A 16,709-nucleotide genomic window follows, 5' to 3' on the forward strand; every position below is an offset into this window, starting at 1 on the left:
TTCAAGACACTTTAGAATCAATGTTTTAGTTCAAAGGTGAGAGGCTTTTTCATTTACACATAAAATTTGACACTCTCATAAGGCCAGCACTTTTCTTAACTATTCGTTTTCTATATTGGTTTGATCATCTAGAAATTAATTAATCTTTTCACTTCATACTATCTAGTTTACAGAACTAGATGATAAAGCTATACTAATTATATTGTCTCAAAGGAGAGTGACTGAAATGGCAAATAATTTACCCCCTGAATTACAAAGTTGGCTGAACGACTTTCGGCGAATTAAATTACCTATGTGGCAAGATTTTCCTAAATTTGATATTTATATGGACCAACTAGTGAGTTTAGTTAATCAATATTTGGCCCCCTTTGAGCTGGATCCCGTCACACCAGCAATGATTAATAATTACGTTAAGCACAAGGTTATGTTTAAACCCGTTAAAAAGAAATATCAGCGCACACATCTGGCCGCAGTCATTGTGCTTTCAATTTTAAAAACGGCTTTTCCATTGGATATGATTCGTTTAGGTTTTGCACAGGAACTAAATGCCGTAACTGCGCAAGAGGCCTATGATCGCTTTGTTCGGTTAATGACCCAGAAATTAACGGCCTTGACCTTAGAACAACCAGTCCAGCCAGTAGAAACAGCGACTGTCTTTAGTTGGGACGCAGCGATTCAACAAACGGCCGCAACGACCGTCATTTATCAGCTGGTCAGTGAGAAAATTATGATCTTGGCTCGAGAGGAGTACAAAAATGACCCAAAAGACTAATGTTGCTATTTTAGTAGATTCTTGTTCTGACGTTCCGGAAGAGTTCATTAAGGCCCACCATCTATTCATGGTTCCAATGACAATCACCTACCATGATAAAATTTATTTAGATAAAGTAACGATTACCCCAGAAGAGGTCTACGCTAACCTTGATCAGGAAGTTCCAAAAACTGCTTCGCCCACTGGTGATCTAATCTCAAAGGCCTTCGCAACAATTAAAGCTGAAGGCTACACCGATGTAATTGCTATTTGTATTTCTAGTGGCCTATCCGGTACTTTCCAGCAAGTACAATTGGCCGCCCGGGTTTCTGGACTAGAGGCCAGTGTAATTGATACCAAAAATATTGGTATTGCTAGTGGCTTCTCGGCTATTTTGGCCACACAGTTATCTGAAGAAGGTCTCCAACGTGGTGAAATTGTGGCACGTGTTCAAACGGTGGCAAAACGTACCAAAGTCTTCTTCTACGTTCCCACCCTCACCTATTTACAAAAAGGTGGTCGAATTGGCCGCGTGGCTGGCATGGCTGGTGCGCTATTAAATATTAAGCCAATCATTTCTTGTGATGATAACGGGATTTATTACCCAGTTGCAAAAGTTCGTGGTGAAAAAAAGGCCTTGCAAAAGTTATTGCAACTTGTGAAGCAGCAGGTCGGTGTGGCACAACAATTTAATCTCGCCGTTGCTGACGGTGCTAATTCAAAAATTGCTGCCCAGATAAAGCAGCAACTGGAAACTGAGCACCCTAAGGTTGGTAAAATCTATAGTGGTAATGTTTCACCGGCTCTAGGTGTTCATACTGGCCCTGGTCTAATTGGAGTTGGTATTCAAATATTAGACGACTAAGTATTAAAAATTTTCATCTCTTGGTAAATCGTGGGATAATAAAAGGTATTGCGACAAAACAAACTTTGCCGCAACGCCTTTTTATATTTCTGGATATTTTGTATATGACTGTAGCAAAGAACTAAAGCGTATTTGAAAAAATTGCCTTTTCAAGCACCCTCTAGTTTGGAAGCTTCGAATATTTTCTAACCACGGCTATTTCTGTTTTTATCAAGGAGGGCTTCATCGTGCTTACACAATTAATCAACATTATCTTTAATCTGGAAAGTTACCTGTCACCCTTTTTAGAACATCTAGGCCAATCCGTTTACCTAATTTTATTCATTCTCATTTTTTTAGAAACGGCCTCGTTAGTTTTCGTTTTCATTCCTGGACAATCATTTATCTTTTTGGCCAGTACACTGGCCGCATCCTCCGCCTCTGGCCTTAATATTTGGCGACTTTTACTTGATTTTCTTCTGGCCGCATTTTTCGGTAACATCGTTAAATATTACATTGGTCAACATTTTTATCGGCACAGGGCAATTCAATCTAACGCGCAATCTCGTTTTGGTCGCGCGCAAAGGCTCTTAAATAATCATGGCGAACAAATCGTTATATTTGGCCGCTTTATTCCAATCTTAGGAAATTTAATTCCAACAATTGCTGGCGCCACTAAAATGAACCCACTTCATTATTTGTTTTATACAGCCATTGGTGTCCTTGTGTGGGTAGATGTTATCGCGGCACTTGGCTTTTTCCTAGGTCGCCTACCAATTGTTCACCATAATCTAACTTGGTTTTTACTTGGCTTCTTTATTATTTCAGCACTACCTTCCCTTATAAAAACTGGATGGGATCACTGGAAAAGGCCTGCAACCGAACACAATTAAATACGAAAAAGGCGGTTAAATTCTTACTACGCCACGTAAGAATTTAACCGCTCATTTTTATAATAAATACACAATTTCGTACAGCATTCTGGCCAAATCCTGATCGTCCAAAGTATTCAGGAAACTAACAAATTGACCTTTATTTTTAGAGGCCAGAAATTTCTGCCAAATTGTTCGTTTCAAATCAAAATTAATTTGCGCCCGTTTAAGTTTATCAAATAAACGCTCGGTTACGGCATCTCGCTGCTGGACTGGCTCACAATCAATTAGCTGTAATTGTAAACTATCTCCCTGCCGCCAAGTAACCTGATTATTTTCTACCGAAATATCCGCCGAATCATTCGCCTTGATGCTAAAAGTACCTAAGGCATTAAATTCCAACTGCAGCCGGCGTCGGTTAGGCAAAATACTGGCCGGATCTTGAACTTCTATTTGTAACTTGCGCTGATCCCAATTCCAAATAAATGTCGTTGTTGCGATCCGTTCTCCTTGCCGTTCTGCCAAAACATAACGATTATTTGCCTCAGGAAAGATCCGGATAAGCAAGGTTTCGGGAAGTTGGGTTGCATCCGCCATTGAATCAGGATTCAGCGGTACGATCCCCCCAGCCTTAACAAATACAGGATACCGCCGTTCATCACGGTAGACGTTTAACGTAACATCGCCGCGGTAACGTAGACCAGTAAACCAATCAAACCACTGTCCCGGTGGAAACCAAACCGTCACTTTGGATTGGTCCAAGTGCTGTATTTTTGGTGAAATGATCGGTGCTACTAATAATTCACTTCCAAAAAGTGCTTGGTTCTGCTGTTCATAGGCTTCTGGTTGATCATAATGATAGTACATTGGCTGTACTAACGGTTGCCCTAGCGTGTGCGTACGATAATTGGCCGTTTCTAAATAAGGAATTAGCTGGTGGCGCAGGCGAAGATATTCGCGCATAATCGATGCATTTGGTTCCTTGTAATTCCAAGGCTCTTTGCCACTAAACGGATTTCCGCTACCATGTAGCCGCATAATCGGACTGAAAACACCAAATTGTAACCACCGTAAGGCTAATTCATCATCCCGTTCACCGTGCATATGACCGCCAATATCGTGACTCCACCACGTATAACCAACGTTACTAGCTGTCGCCGTAAAATATGGCTGAAACGCCAATGATTTCCACGAAACTATGGTATCTCCAGAAAAACCGATTGGATACCGGTGGCTACCAAAACCGGCATAACGTGATAAGATGAGCCCGGCCTCGTGTCGTTTAGCATGATCGCGAAAATGGTAATGATTTAATAGCCAAAGTGGATCGACAAGTTGTGGCGTTAAATTCTTACCTTGTTGCCAATCAACCCACCAAAAATCAATTCCCTGCTTTTCTAAGGGGTGGTGAACGTCATTAAAATAACTTTCCCGAAAAGCAGAATCACTTAGATTAAACAGAGCCGGTTCCTCGGCCGCCGTATCAAGGTTTAGATGTTTGGCTACTGTGGAGTAACTTGCTTCATACGCCCGAATACCATCTGCCGGGTGTAAATTAACCGTAACTCGCTTGCCAATTTCGTGTAGCCAAGTAAGCAATGCTTCTGGATCCGGAAACAACTCTTTATTCCAGGTATAGCCAGTCCAACCGCTACCAAAGCGATGCGGAATATCAATTAAATGCCAGTCCATGTCCAAAACGGCAACCGAAAAGGGTATCTCATTTTGCGTAAATTTTTCGAATAAGGACTTATACTCACTTTGCGAATAGGCCAAATAACGACTCCACCAATTACCTAACGCATAACGTGGCAATTGCGGAGGAAATCCTGTTAAACGGTAAAAATCGCGTAGGCAGGCTAAATAATCGTGTCCGTAAGCAAAATAATACCAGTCCTCCCCCAATGCCGTTCGGGGCCGAACAGTTTCACCTTCAATAATGAACGAGCGGCTATCGTCCATCACACTATACCCGTTACGACTCATCAATCCTTCATCCAAGTCAACTGCACCATCGGCCTTGTCCAAAGTACGAACAGTTCCTTTCAGGGTTTCCACTGCTTGACCAAAATACCACCGATTGGCGTAATCAGAATAACCATACTTAGTGTCGATGTACAGTGATGCCGGTGTTAGTGGCCCGCCTTCATAGTACAGATGAAAATAATCAGTTACAATCTCTAATTCATGGTGATTACGTTGCCGGTAAACTTCAAAATGAGCTCTTCCTAAATCCCGATTTTGCACAATTTGGGTAAAGTGATCTTCAAAATGGCCGTCTGCACTGTACTCAATTCGAACTAACCGTGATGTTAAAACCGTAAAACGATAAGTTTCACTACTAACACTATTGGTATTGATCTTCTGCTCCATCAGCGACTCCTCCGTTTCTCTGCGCATAATAACGATAAATTGCCTGCAAATCCGCGTGTTGATAATCCGAATGCCAAGGCTTGACGTGACCACAGTAATGAATAATAGTTGGCCGTTGGCGGGCCTCACGATTTAAGCGTGCCGTTTTGGCATCAAATGTTCTCGTAATACCAAGCATTAAATCAGATTGGGCGTTGAACCGTGGGTGAAGTTGATACCATTTAGAATACAAAACGGCGTTCAACGCATCCTGATCATGATATTTCAGTTTTTCTGGATGGTCACGAATAAAGGCCATTACTTTTGAAGTTATTTTTTCTTGCCGCCACCTTTCCAAATCAATTAGTAATAGACCAGAATTAAAATAGCGTGCACCACCAGTATCTAGCCCCATGGCCGCAAAACGGTCAAGATTACCAGCATCTTCAACGGCCCCGATCACATTTCCGGCCAAATCAGTCTGCCATAATTTCATAATATTGCCAGTAACGACCATATCGCAGTCAAGGTAAAGCAACCGCGAAAAATTACTATTTTGAAATAAACAGGGAGCCATTAGCCGATAATAGGCCGTTTTGGGAATACGGTTGCTTTCTACAAAATCAGTATCGGCCATCAGAGAAACAGTTTCAAAGTGAATTGCCGCATTGGGAAAGTGCGCAATATTGGCGGCCAAGCGCCCTTTCCCATTAAAACTTAGATCATTATCAACGATAAAAAAATCAACGTAGGCCGTCGAATTATTTTGTAATAAAGAAGTATGCAGAGTTTGCAAAACGGGAACAAACGCATCATTAGTTGCATTAACGATCGCAATTCTTTCCATATTGGCCAACCTCCCATCAAGTTTGCCTTAATTTTTAACCATATTCAGTCAAAAATAATTTTCAAAACGTGTTCTACTTAATTTAATGCAAAGGTAGCGAAAAAATTTAGATTAGCTAGTCGATTCTTATTCCAACGATAAGATCAAACCAAAATTGAGACAACTAATATGCTTTTTTACAAAAAAAGACCCCAATTTGCCGTCTATCGGCTAAATTGAGGTTAATTGCGGTTGGAACAAAAGTCCTAGTCGCTTACTATTTTCGATCATTACTCTAAAACGTGCGCCAAAAGTCTGGGTTCACGTGCCTAACTACAGCTAAGCTAATAACCACGGTACGGTTATTAGCTTACGTTACGCAGTGAACCCAAAACCGACTTTTGCCTCACTCTTGTATCTATTATGGACCTTGGCGGGTTCGAACCGTCGACCCCTTGGTTGTGACCCAAGTGCTCTCCCACTGAGCTAAAGGTCCAAGTAACTGTTACTCTATTATTCTACCACTTTTAATAAAACTGAGCCGAAGCTATCTTTTATTTCAATTATATTTTAATTACACAGTTAAAATATATGCCAAAAAGGCTAATTTTCACTGATTTACCATCTAATCGTCGCTTCAATTTTTGTAAATGACCACTATTATTTTTTTGTCACTAAAATGTAACACTTACCGCGTTGACACAGTATTTTTAGCGTGCTAATTTTAAACTAATGACATTAATATGTCCATAAGCACAATCATTTTTTAGTCAATTATTAATAATTATTTTTTATATTTGGGAAAAGATATTCATCAAAGGTAATCTTAGAGCGTGTTTGGAAATGCATCTAAGTTCGATAACATTTAATCACACGACACTAGTCATCAAGTAGGGGTAGTTTTTGGGAGGTTCTACATATGCAAGAAAACGAGCACAATAATGAAATGAGTAATAAAAAAGTCCATTACAAAATGTATAAGGCAGGAAGAAATTGGACAGTCGCTGGTATTTCAGTCCTAACTTTTGGGTTTAGTTTATTTAATATTCAGACCGGCGCCAATGCTGCTACAACACAACAAAAAACAACAGGCACCACAACAACCACAAATTCAGCGGCCGCTAAGCACACTGATAGTACGGCAACTTTAAAAACAACCACTGCTAGTTCCAGCGCTTCAGAAAAGGACAGCGCCGCACCAACTAACAATATTGCGCCAAATACGGTTGTATCAGGCGCCGCTACCGGTGAAGTTTCTAGTACCGCGGCCCAAGCAAGCACAATCAAGCAAGCGACCACGCAAAACAGCAGCTCAGTGGCTAGTTCGGCTTCTAGTAATAATACGGCAGCCAATAAGCAGCCAAACACAGCCAAGCAACAACTTACAAGCGCTGCAGTTCAAACCTCTGCTCAGCCAAACCAAGCACTGAACGCTGAGCAAACTAGCTTAACAACAAAACAGGCAAGTTCAGCGGTCCAAAGTAGTAGCACGGCCGTTTCAGACACTGTTCAATCAACGGCTAATTCGGCTACCTCAAGTAACTCAACTGAAGTAGCCTCTACAGCAACGGCCACTACTAGTCCAGCAAGCTCAGCAGCAGTTCAAGGTAGTTCTGCTACTGCTACAGTAAGCTCAGCAGCGACTCAAAATAGTTCCGCTGCGACAACCGTAAAAAGTTCCGCCATTACAATTACGCGTACCGCGTCAGATGATACGGCCGTCTACACAACTGTTAATGATATGGCTAAAGGCGGTACCTCTGGATTACAAGTGACTAACCTTAGCAATGATGATAATGGTGCTACAGCACTTGCAGCAGCCAAAGCCAAAGCATTGGCTGCTTATAAAGCAACCGGCACACCACAAACAATTACCCGCTCGGATAGTGGCTCCATCTCTTACCAACAGGCCTTTTTAGATAGCATTCAGTCTGGGGCAATTGCTGGGTGGCAACAGTACGGTGTGTTACCTTCCTTAACTGCCGCACAGGCCATCCTTGAAAGTGGTTGGGGACAATCAAGTTTAGCGGCTAACTACCATAACTTATTTGGCATTAAGGGTTCTTATAATGGTCAATCCGTATCCTTACCAACCCAAGAATATTATGGATATTACACCACCATTAATGATAATTTCCGCGTCTACCCAAATAACTCTACCAGTGTTACGGATCACGGTGCCTTTTTTGTTGATAACTCGCGCTACCATAATTTGCTAGGTGTTAAAGATGCCAATACCGCAACTTATTTAGTTCGTGCTGATGGTTACGCAACTGACCCTAACTACACTACTAGTCTACGAAATATTATCAGTAGCTGGAATTTAACTGCTTGGGATCAAATCGCTTTTAACGGTGGAACCACAGCTAACTTTGTTGATCTCAACAATAAGACAAGTACAACCAGTACAGTTAGTGTTGCTAGCACAACTAGCTCGGATGGTTCGGTTCATTACGCAGTTAAATCTGGTGATACCCTATCTGGTATTGCTTCTAAATTCAATAATACAACCACAAACTTGGCATCTTGGAATAATATTAGTAACCCCAACTTAATCAATATTGGCCAAAATTTACTGGTTAAGCAAGCCACAAAAAAAAGTACAACAACTACTAATTTGGTCAAACCGACAACTAATAGTAAAGTCTATTACGCAGTAAAATCAGGCGACACGTTGTCTGGCATCGCTTTGAAATACAATACCTCGGCACAAAGCCTGGCCAGTAAAAATAACATTAGTAACGCAAATCTAATTTACGTTGGCCAGAATCTTTGGGTTTCAGGTAGCACGACAACAATAACTACTTCCAACAATAAACAGACCACTAAAGTAACAACCAACTACTATGCCGTTAAATCCGGTGATACATTATCTGGTATTGCGACAAAATATGGTACCACTGCTGCAAACTTAGCTAGTAAAAACAACATTAGTAACGCGAACTTAATCTACGTCGGCCAACAATTATTGGTAACAGGTAGTAATACGAGTGCCAGCACAACACCAACTACGGCAAAAAAACCAACCAGTAATCGTTACACAGTCTTAGCTGGTGATACACTGTATGGTATTGCGATTGACCACAGTACATCTGTTCAAAAGTTGGCGACACAGAATAATATTAATGACACAAATACTATTTATGTTGGGCAAGTATTAACTATTTCTGGTTCAGCGACAACCACCGCTAAAGTAACTACCAATAATAGTTACCGTATTAAATCTGGCGATAGTCTTTCCGCCATCGCTGCCGCCCATGGGATGTCTGTTCAAGAATTGGCTTCAATTAACGGAATTAACAATCCGAATATGATCTTAGTTGGGCAAGTTTTGACTTTTTAACTGAGATTGGGTATTAAAACGATTCCTGTTAATCTTTTATAACTGATTAGTGTTAGGCCAAAATTTCTTGGGCCGCCGCTAGTACGACTAAAACCAATTTAAGGCTTACGACTTGCTCCTTTGTCGTAGGTCTTATTTTTGTGAAATTTTTCCGATATATCCTAGCTTAAAAATAGCTAAACCACGTTAAATTAAGTATGCTTTAAGTAACGACTAACTATGGAACAAGAAAGGACTGTTTTAAATGAAAAAACAAGCCATTGTTTTATTAGGGGTAACGTTGCTGGGGTTGGCCGGCTGTAGCCAATCCACGCAAAATGACACAACTAATGACAAGAAACAAACTACCACCCACAGTACAAGCACCGCAAAATCTGATTCAACCAAATTAAACGTCGGTGCAGATGACAAAGTAAGTGTTCTCCCAAAAACATTAAACTTTAAAAGCTTTAATATTAGCCAAATTAAGGTCGAAGCAGAAACCAAACAACAAGTAGAACTAGAGATTGGTTGGCTAAACCAAACAACTGATGACCGACTATTTTCTGATGTTGGTGAAGTAGCAGTTTATCAAAACGGTACCAAATTAAAATTAACGGAACAAGATGACGATTTTCTTGATCATGTTGGTCCAAATGAAAACGAAGATTTTGAACTTTCTTATCGCTTACGAAATACCAAGGACGATCTCCAAATTCGAATCACACCAAAAAATGATAACGAAACTAGTCGGCAAGTAAAAGTTGCCTTTAACTAGTAGCATAAAAATCATAGAAAGACTGTTCCACCTAGCTAAACTTGTGGTAGAATAATGAAGTGGTTGTTTGTAGCCATTTCGGGCCCGTAGCTCAGTTGGGAGAGCGCCTGCTTCGCATGTAGGAGGTCGACGGTTCAAGTCCGTTCGGGTCCAATTTGTAGTTTAATAGCGTTGTGAATGATTAAACATCTGCCTCTAAATACCGTTATATCACTGATCTGGTGATAGCGGTATTTTATTTTGTTTTCAATAATTAAAACTAAAGTATGTTCATTTCTGACAAATAGAATTAAGTGCTGGCGGTTGTCGTTACTTGTTTGAGTAGCGGCCTTTTTATTGGTCATATTCTTATTTAGACGGCTGTAAAATAATACGGTGATCTTGAAAAGAAAGAGTGCAAATACTCGTCTAGCGTTGCTACCGTAAATAGTTTCTATTTGCTACAAAAAAATAAGCCGATCTCCGTCAGATCGGCAAAACATAGTAGAAAATCCATTTTTAAATGCTAAAATATCATGAATATTAATTTAGATTCAACTATTTTTATTAGCCCATTCTTTATTTCTTAAGCCATTTCACAATTTTTACGGATTCTTGCTTTAGCTTATTTTCAATAACAAAATCTTGTAAGGCACGTGGTACCGAATGAGCAATTCCTGGTCGATAACGCCCACTTATCGCCTCAACAATAAAAAGTTGGCCACCTGGTTGTTCCGTAACTTTTAGTGGGAGCATAATCATCCTCCAATCAAGTCTTTTAATCTAATTTTCAGTATAGCTGATTTACGACTAAAAGCTCAATTAATACTAATTTAGATAAAAAAACACGTAAAATTTAATCATTTACGTGTTCTTTTTATCGTTATAGTGCGTGATACAATTATTCACACCATCATCAAAATTATAAACGGCATTATGATTAAATTTTGCCAATTCAGACACTGATTTGATATAAATTGTATGCATTTGATTTGGTGATTCAAACACACTAACCTTAATTGGGCTTATTTGCTGGTTGGTCGTTAAAAAATGCACTAAACCAGTATAACTAAAACTCCGCATCTCTCCGGCCTCCGTTTACAAACACAGACAACGGAATTACTCTTTGTTAGCTAGTTATTTAAGTTTATTATTCATAATCATTTCAATCGTCTGATCCATTTTCACCCGATAATTATCGTTTTCCAATAACATTGTCGTAATAATATCAAGTGCGTAAGTCATAGCAAACTGTGAATTAACAAACCGACTGTTATCAACAAAATTACTGTTTTTAACTATTATCGATAAATCACATAATTCGGCTAGTGGGCTTTTACTAAATCCAGTCAAAGCAACCAGTTTAGCGTTATTTTTTTGGGCCACTTTTGCTGCCTCGTTTACCTCACGAGTGTTTCCTGAGTTAGACAAAACTAATACCAAATCGCCTTTTTTCATAATACCACTAGTGATATACATCATGTGACTATCCGTCATCCCAAACGCCGTGATTCCCATTCGAATTAGACGTTGGGTCATTTCGTTGGCCGTATAACCCGAACTTCCTAAACCGAATAAGTATAAACGGTCACTTTGTGCAATAAGCGAGACGATTTGCTTTAGAATTGCCGGATCCAATAATTGTTGTGTTGCCTTTAGCACCTTCTGGTAAAAGTTATAAACATCATCAGGAATTGTCCCCTTCGTTGGTAAATCAACATTTACACTATCCGCTTGTGCCAACTGCAACTTAAAATCATAAAAATTAGTGCAATTCATTTTCTTTACAAATCTAGTAATCGTGGCGTTACTAACCCCAGTGGCCTGGGCCAATCGGGTAATACTCATTTTTTGTACGTTTCTGGGCTCTTGAATCACTTTTAGAGCAACTTTTCGTTCTTGTCGTGAAAAAGTAGTATATTGATATTCAACAAGTTGTACAAGACTTTTCATCATTATCATTCCTATCATTTAGAAATGTGGCGCTTATGGTCTTAACCTAGCACAATTCAATTATTTTGCCCATCTATTTTATTTTTCAAACAAATTTAATTACAATTTCTTGTGAATGACAAGCAAATTGAACAAATAGCTTTAAAACAACTGTCAGCCACAATTATTTTAAAGCTATTTTCGCGGTAATTAAAGCGCCACTATTTATATTTTTATTTCTTTCAAATAAACCAATCGCACAAAAGCCTATTAGTCTAAATCAAATTTATAATGATCAACAATTGACTCACGGTCATCGACTAAATCATGATAATAATTATATTCCGATATTCCAAGGAATGAGCCAACAATATTATGCACATTTGTATACCCTAAGTTAACTAACGCTCTAACCATATTGTAACTACGAAGACTAGTTAAACAATGCACGTATACTGGTTGATCCTTAGGAACCTCACTCAAACGATCTCTAAATTCACTTAGTGGAATATTGACAGCACCCTTAACGTGCCCTTGAGCATACTCATCACGCTCACGAGCATCAATAATAAATGCTTTATCCTTAACTAGTTGTCTTACGGCGCTGACTGGTACCTGTTTGTATTCGCCATTTAGAATATTAGTTGCTACCAAACCAGCAAAATTAACCGCATTTTTGGTTGTGCTAAAAAGTGGTTGGTAACAAAGTTCTAAATCCTGTAGATCTTCAACGTGAGCGTGTAACGTTATTGCGGTTGCAATAACGTTAATTTGCTTATCAACTTCACTCATCCCAATTGCCTGGGCACCAAGTATTTCCCCAGTTGGATATCCGAAAACCAACTTCAGAAATAACGAATGAACATTTGGCATTAAAGCAACTTTATCTTTTGGAATAACAGTAACCGCACTATATTCAATGCCTTGCTCATCACATTGTTTCTCAGTTAATCCAGTTGAAGCGGCATTTAAATTAAACAATCGAATTACTTGTGATCCTAAAACACCGCGCTGTTGTGTGGTTCGACCATAAATATGGTCAGCGGCATGTCGAGCCTCCATTTGTGCAGGAAAAGCTAAATCCAGACGTTGCTTTTTACGCGTCAACATATTGGTTACTTCAATGGCATCACCAACGGCATAAACGTGGGGTAAATTAGTCTGGTAATGATGATTAACTGCAATGGCGCCAGTTTCACCTAAATGTACACCAATTTTCTTGGCCAAAGTAACTTCTGGTTGTACGCCAATTGCCGCAACAACTGCTTCGGTCGCAAGCTTTTTACCTGATTTTAAAGTGACTTCATCTTTACTAATTTCGGTAACGGCATCGGACACAATTAAATTGACCCCATTATCGACTAATTCTTTATGCAGAATCTGTGCCATATCTTCGTCCAGCGGCTGCATAACGTGGGACGTCGCCTCAATTAAAGCTACCTTACGACCAGCCTTAATTAAATTTTCAGCGATTTCCAAACCAATAAAGCCGCCACCAATTACCGTTACCTTTTGAATACTATTATCAACCAAATAATTCTGCAATTTTTCAATATCCGGAACATTACGAACCGTAAAAACATTTGCGTTTGTAATACCTTTAATTGTTTGGGGTAAAATAGGTGTTGCACCTGGAGCAAGAAAAAGTTCATCATAGCTTTGTTGTGCCTGCTTACCCGTACGTTGATTGATATACGTTACAATCTGCATTTCAGGATCAACGTCGATAACTTCAGTTTCCGTTCGTGCGTTAATATTATAGCGCTGTTGAAATTTTTCTGGCGTCATTAAAACAATATCGGCCGCGTTTTTAACGGTTCCACTAAGATAATAAGGTAAAGCGCAATTTGAAAATGAGACGTTAGGCCCCTTTTCGAACATTGTAATTTCGGCCGTTTCATCCAAACGACGTACTCGCGCTGCAACTGATGCACCGCCGGCAACACCGCCGACGATTACTATTTTCTTTCCCACGCTAACTTCCTCCTATGGTTTTTATTTATAAGTAACTTGTAAGAATCGATTCTAGGGTAAGATACATACTGGTCTACAACACTAAATACGTAAAATTTGATTTACATTTTTAATTTTCCCAGCACCAAACAAACCTTGTGTAAACTTGACTGTGATTAAAACGCATTTCAAGAACATCTAGGTCATGTTTGGAAAATACCCTTATTAGCATTTTCCTGACTAATTTGGTCCGAATATACTTAAAAAGGTGGGTTTCTTCACTTAACACAGTTGGTTTAATTTGGTGAATGATACTTATAAAAAACAGTTTTTAATAAGCCTGCGCCCAAATCACTAATTTTTTGGCCGGTTTACCACAATAAACACATTTATCAGATAATTGTTCCTGTTTAAAAGGAAGGCAGCGTGCTGTTGCTTTAGTTTCTGAATGAATAGCAGCTTCACACTTAGGATCCCCACACCACATTGCCTTAACAAAACCACGATGATTCCCTAACTGCTTTTTAAATTCAGTCATATCAGTTGCAGTGAATATATTAGCATCTAAATGATCCTTGGCCATTTGATAAAGATTTGCTTGGATTTCTTCTAATAATTCATTTACTTTAGTATGTACGTCAGCGATTGGTGTCACAATCTTTTCACCGGTATCGCGGCGAACAAGTACAACTTGTTGCTGCTTTAAATCACGTGGTCCTATTTCTAATCGAACAGGCACACCGCGCATTTCGTACTCATTAAATTTCCAACCAGGTTTTTTATCACTTTGGTCCATTGAGACCCGAACATCCGCCTGTAAATCAGTCATAATTTCAGTTGCCGCTTGGAGAACTTCCTCATTTGGTGCGATTGGAATAATAACGACTTGTGTTGGTGCCACACGTGGGGGTAGTTTTAAACCGCGATCATCACCATGAACCATAATTAAACCACCAATGATTCGTGTCGATAGCCCCCATGAAGTCTGGTAAGCATACTGCTGTTTACCCTTATTATCTAAGTATTTAATGTTAAAGGCCTTAGCAAATTTATCATTAAAATCATGCGAAGTTGCCGATTGTAAAGCACGACCATCGGCCATCATTGATTCGAGGGTAAAGGTTTGGTAAGCCCCAGCAAATTTTTCACTTTCGGTTTTTTGGCCCTTGAGTGTCGGAATTGCTAAGAATTGGTTAATCACTTTTTCATACATATCTAGTACTGAAAGCGTCTCATCGTGGGATTCTTGTGCTGTTGCGTGAACAGTATGGCCTTCTTGCCAGTAGAACTCTGACGTTCGTAAAAATGGCCGAGTTGTCTTTTCCCAGCGCATAACACTGACCCACTGATTATATTTAAGTGGTAAATCACGATAAGAATGTACCGCACGGGCGTAATAATCGCTAAAAAGAACCTCGGAAGTCGGTCGGATGGCCAAACGTTCCTGAAGCTTTTCCGTACCACCCTGAGTTACCCACGCAACTTCAGGTGCAAAGCCTTTGATTAATTCACTTTCCTTAACCAATAAACTTTCTGGAATTAATAACGGCATTGTCATATCTTCATGCCCGGTCTTCTTCAACATACCATCAAATTCTTGCTTGATGTTCTCCCAAATTTGATAGCCATAAGGCAAAATAATCATTGCGCCACGAACTGGTGAATAATCAGCCATGCCAGCCTTTAAAACAGTGTCGGTATACCACTTTGCAAAATCATCATCACGTGCCGTTATTTCCTTTACGAAATCTTTCTTATTAGCCATTTTACGCCTTCACTTTCATATAATAATGGATTAGTCGTTACCCTTTTTTATTTCTCCATTCCAAGCAACCATACCGCCTAAAACGTTGACTACATCGTAGCCGCGGCCCTTAAGCTTTTTAGCCGCTCGCTTACTGCGTACTCCAGAATGGCAGATTAGATACACCTTAGTCGTCGGGTGGTATTCCGTAATTTGTTCATACGGAAAATTAAGCGCTCCCGGAATATGTCCTGCCTCGTATTCATCTGGACGCCGAACATCCACAATTTGTGGCTTTTTAACTAAAAGTTGCTGTAAGGTATCCGTTGAAATACTTTCTACACGTGTAAAAAAAGCCATCCTAAAAACTCCTTTTTAAATATTTTATAAAGCCACTTTAATCATTAATAACTGCATTATCAAAACGACACACCAACAGGCCAAATTATAAAAATGAAGCGGTGCCCCTGCAGCTGTTAATAAGGCGGCAATGATGATCACCAGTAAAACCAATAATAACCAGCCGACGGACAACCAACTAATAATCTGCCATTTTTTATGCCGTTTTAAACTTAAAGTGATCAAATAATACAGTGTTAGAAGCACTAACAGCCAAAACAACCACTCTACTAAATGAACGGGATAGGTCTCATTCATAAATAAGATTTGACGCATAAACCCTAGCCGCGTATTGTATAGTGTCCGCAACTCAACTGGCACCCATAAGAAAATAAGTTGCATAATTACTAAAAGAACGATTAATAAACGTTTAGTTAATTTACTCATGATCTCATCAACTGACTAATTCGTCTAACGATTTTTTCATCATCACCTATTTGCAAAGTTCTAACATCAAATTGTACTTGTCCCTTTTCAAGCCGCACAATAATTGGGGAATCACTAATACGTAGTTTACTTTCTAACTTAGTTGCCGAAATTGTGGTGGGTGTAACGGCAACCAATTCGGTCGGTAACAGGTAGCCCGGATACGAGCCGCCGCCTACCTGTGAGGTGCCAGCCAAAGTCGTTACCTTAAGCGATTTAATTTGCTTTAAGGCACTACTCAATCTTTGGGCGTGCTGCTGCAATTCGGCCAAAGGTAACGTAATCATCCGTAGCGTTGGTATTTTTTGAATAACTTTTTCCGGATTTTCATACAAATGTAGTGTGGCCTCTAATGCAGCCAACGTAAGTTTATCAACTCGTAATGCACGCAACAATTGATTATGCTTTAGCCGTTCAATATAGTCACGTTTGCCGGCAATAATGCCCGCCTGTGGAGACTGTAAAATAGTTTGTGTAAGGATGAATGATTCCTTAAATTAATTTTCAAAAACATTAGAAAAAGGAGTTCCT

General features: G+C 39.6%; 15 protein-coding genes and 2 tRNA genes. 6 read left to right on the top strand and 11 right to left on the bottom strand.

Translation table 11 applies throughout. The features are described 5' to 3' along the window. Positions 1 to 226 precede the first annotated feature (226 nt). From EKM61_RS09275 to EKM61_RS09285, 3 genes are all read left to right on the top strand, one after another. Positions 227 to 772 (top strand): DUF1836 domain-containing protein, encoded by a 546-nt coding sequence (locus EKM61_RS09275; protein ID WP_068225830.1) that lies wholly within the window; start codon positions 227 to 229, stop codon positions 770 to 772. Continuing rightward, a complete protein-coding gene (locus EKM61_RS09280; protein WP_068225829.1) occupies positions 756 to 1,616 on the top strand; it encodes a DegV family protein in 861 nt (286 codons plus the stop codon). The genes EKM61_RS09275 and EKM61_RS09280 overlap by 17 nt, the downstream gene beginning before the upstream one ends. 227 nt (positions 1,617 to 1,843) lie before the next feature. Then, complete coding sequence (locus EKM61_RS09285) at positions 1,844 to 2,488, top strand: VTT domain-containing protein (protein WP_068225828.1); 645 nt, start codon at positions 1,844 to 1,846, stop codon at positions 2,486 to 2,488. A 57-nt stretch (positions 2,489 to 2,545) separates the two neighbouring features. Here EKM61_RS09285 and EKM61_RS09290 read toward each other — a convergent pair whose 3' ends face one another. The 3 genes from EKM61_RS09290 to EKM61_RS09300 form a co-directional block, all read right to left on the bottom strand. Further along, positions 2,546 to 4,840: a glycoside hydrolase family 31 protein gene (locus EKM61_RS09290; RefSeq protein ID WP_225359772.1), complete on the bottom strand. Its 2,295-nt coding sequence runs from the start codon at positions 4,838 to 4,840 to the stop codon at positions 2,546 to 2,548. Then, positions 4,815 to 5,666, bottom strand: a complete 852-nt coding sequence (locus EKM61_RS09295; RefSeq protein ID WP_068225827.1) for a glycosyltransferase family 8 protein — start codon at positions 5,664 to 5,666, stop codon at positions 4,815 to 4,817. The genes EKM61_RS09290 and EKM61_RS09295 overlap by 26 nt, the downstream gene beginning before the upstream one ends. Positions 5,667 to 6,069: 403 nt before the next feature. Then, a tRNA-Val gene (locus EKM61_RS09300) sits at positions 6,070 to 6,141 on the bottom strand. A gap of 423 nt (positions 6,142 to 6,564) precedes the next feature. Between EKM61_RS09300 and EKM61_RS09305 the strand changes: the two genes are divergently transcribed. From EKM61_RS09305 to EKM61_RS09315, 3 genes are all read left to right on the top strand, one after another. Beyond that, positions 6,565 to 8,988 (top strand): LysM peptidoglycan-binding domain-containing protein, encoded by a 2,424-nt coding sequence (locus EKM61_RS09305; protein WP_068225826.1) that lies wholly within the window; start codon positions 6,565 to 6,567, stop codon positions 8,986 to 8,988. Positions 8,989 to 9,232: 244 nt separating this feature from the next. Further along, positions 9,233 to 9,745 (top strand): hypothetical protein, encoded by a 513-nt coding sequence (locus EKM61_RS09310; RefSeq protein WP_068225825.1) that lies wholly within the window; start codon positions 9,233 to 9,235, stop codon positions 9,743 to 9,745. 80 nt (positions 9,746 to 9,825) lie between these two features. Next, positions 9,826 to 9,898 (top strand) — tRNA-Ala (locus EKM61_RS09315). A gap of 405 nt (positions 9,899 to 10,303) precedes the next feature. Here EKM61_RS09315 and EKM61_RS12090 read toward each other — a convergent pair. From EKM61_RS12090 to EKM61_RS09350, 8 genes are all read right to left on the bottom strand, one after another. Next, complete coding sequence (locus EKM61_RS12090; protein WP_156520002.1) at positions 10,304 to 10,480, bottom strand: hypothetical protein; 177 nt, start codon at positions 10,478 to 10,480, stop codon at positions 10,304 to 10,306. 108 nt (positions 10,481 to 10,588) lie between these two features. Next, complete coding sequence (locus EKM61_RS09320; protein WP_068225824.1) at positions 10,589 to 10,807, bottom strand: hypothetical protein; 219 nt, start codon at positions 10,805 to 10,807, stop codon at positions 10,589 to 10,591. Positions 10,808 to 10,861: 54 nt separating this feature from the next. Then, positions 10,862 to 11,677, bottom strand: coding sequence for a MurR/RpiR family transcriptional regulator (locus tag EKM61_RS09325; protein ID WP_100077729.1), 816 nt, complete (start codon positions 11,675 to 11,677; stop codon positions 10,862 to 10,864). A 249-nt stretch (positions 11,678 to 11,926) separates the two neighbouring features. Next, complete coding sequence (locus tag EKM61_RS09330; protein ID WP_068279153.1) at positions 11,927 to 13,630, bottom strand: FAD-dependent oxidoreductase; 1,704 nt, start codon at positions 13,628 to 13,630, stop codon at positions 11,927 to 11,929. A 310-nt stretch (positions 13,631 to 13,940) separates the two neighbouring features. Next, positions 13,941 to 15,374, bottom strand: coding sequence for a proline--tRNA ligase (gene proS, locus EKM61_RS09335; RefSeq protein WP_068279156.1), 1,434 nt, complete (start codon positions 15,372 to 15,374; stop codon positions 13,941 to 13,943). A gap of 30 nt (positions 15,375 to 15,404) precedes the next feature. Further along, positions 15,405 to 15,713 carry a rhodanese-like domain-containing protein gene (locus tag EKM61_RS09340; protein ID WP_068279159.1) on the bottom strand — a complete coding sequence of 103 codons (309 nt, stop codon included), beginning with the start codon at positions 15,711 to 15,713 and terminating at the stop codon, positions 15,405 to 15,407. 24 nt (positions 15,714 to 15,737) lie between these two features. Further along, on the bottom strand, positions 15,738 to 16,139 hold the full coding sequence (locus EKM61_RS09345; protein WP_068279162.1) for a hypothetical protein: 402 nt from the start codon (positions 16,137 to 16,139) through the stop codon (positions 15,738 to 15,740). Beyond that, positions 16,136 to 16,660, bottom strand: a complete 525-nt coding sequence (locus EKM61_RS09350; protein ID WP_082924844.1) for an aminotransferase class V-fold PLP-dependent enzyme — start codon at positions 16,658 to 16,660, stop codon at positions 16,136 to 16,138. The genes EKM61_RS09345 and EKM61_RS09350 overlap by 4 nt, the downstream gene beginning before the upstream one ends. Positions 16,661 to 16,709: the final 49 nt, after the last annotated feature.

The sequence above is a fragment of the Loigolactobacillus backii genome (assembly GCF_003946275.1).
Taxonomy (GTDB): domain Bacteria; phylum Bacillota; class Bacilli; order Lactobacillales; family Lactobacillaceae; genus Loigolactobacillus; species Loigolactobacillus backii.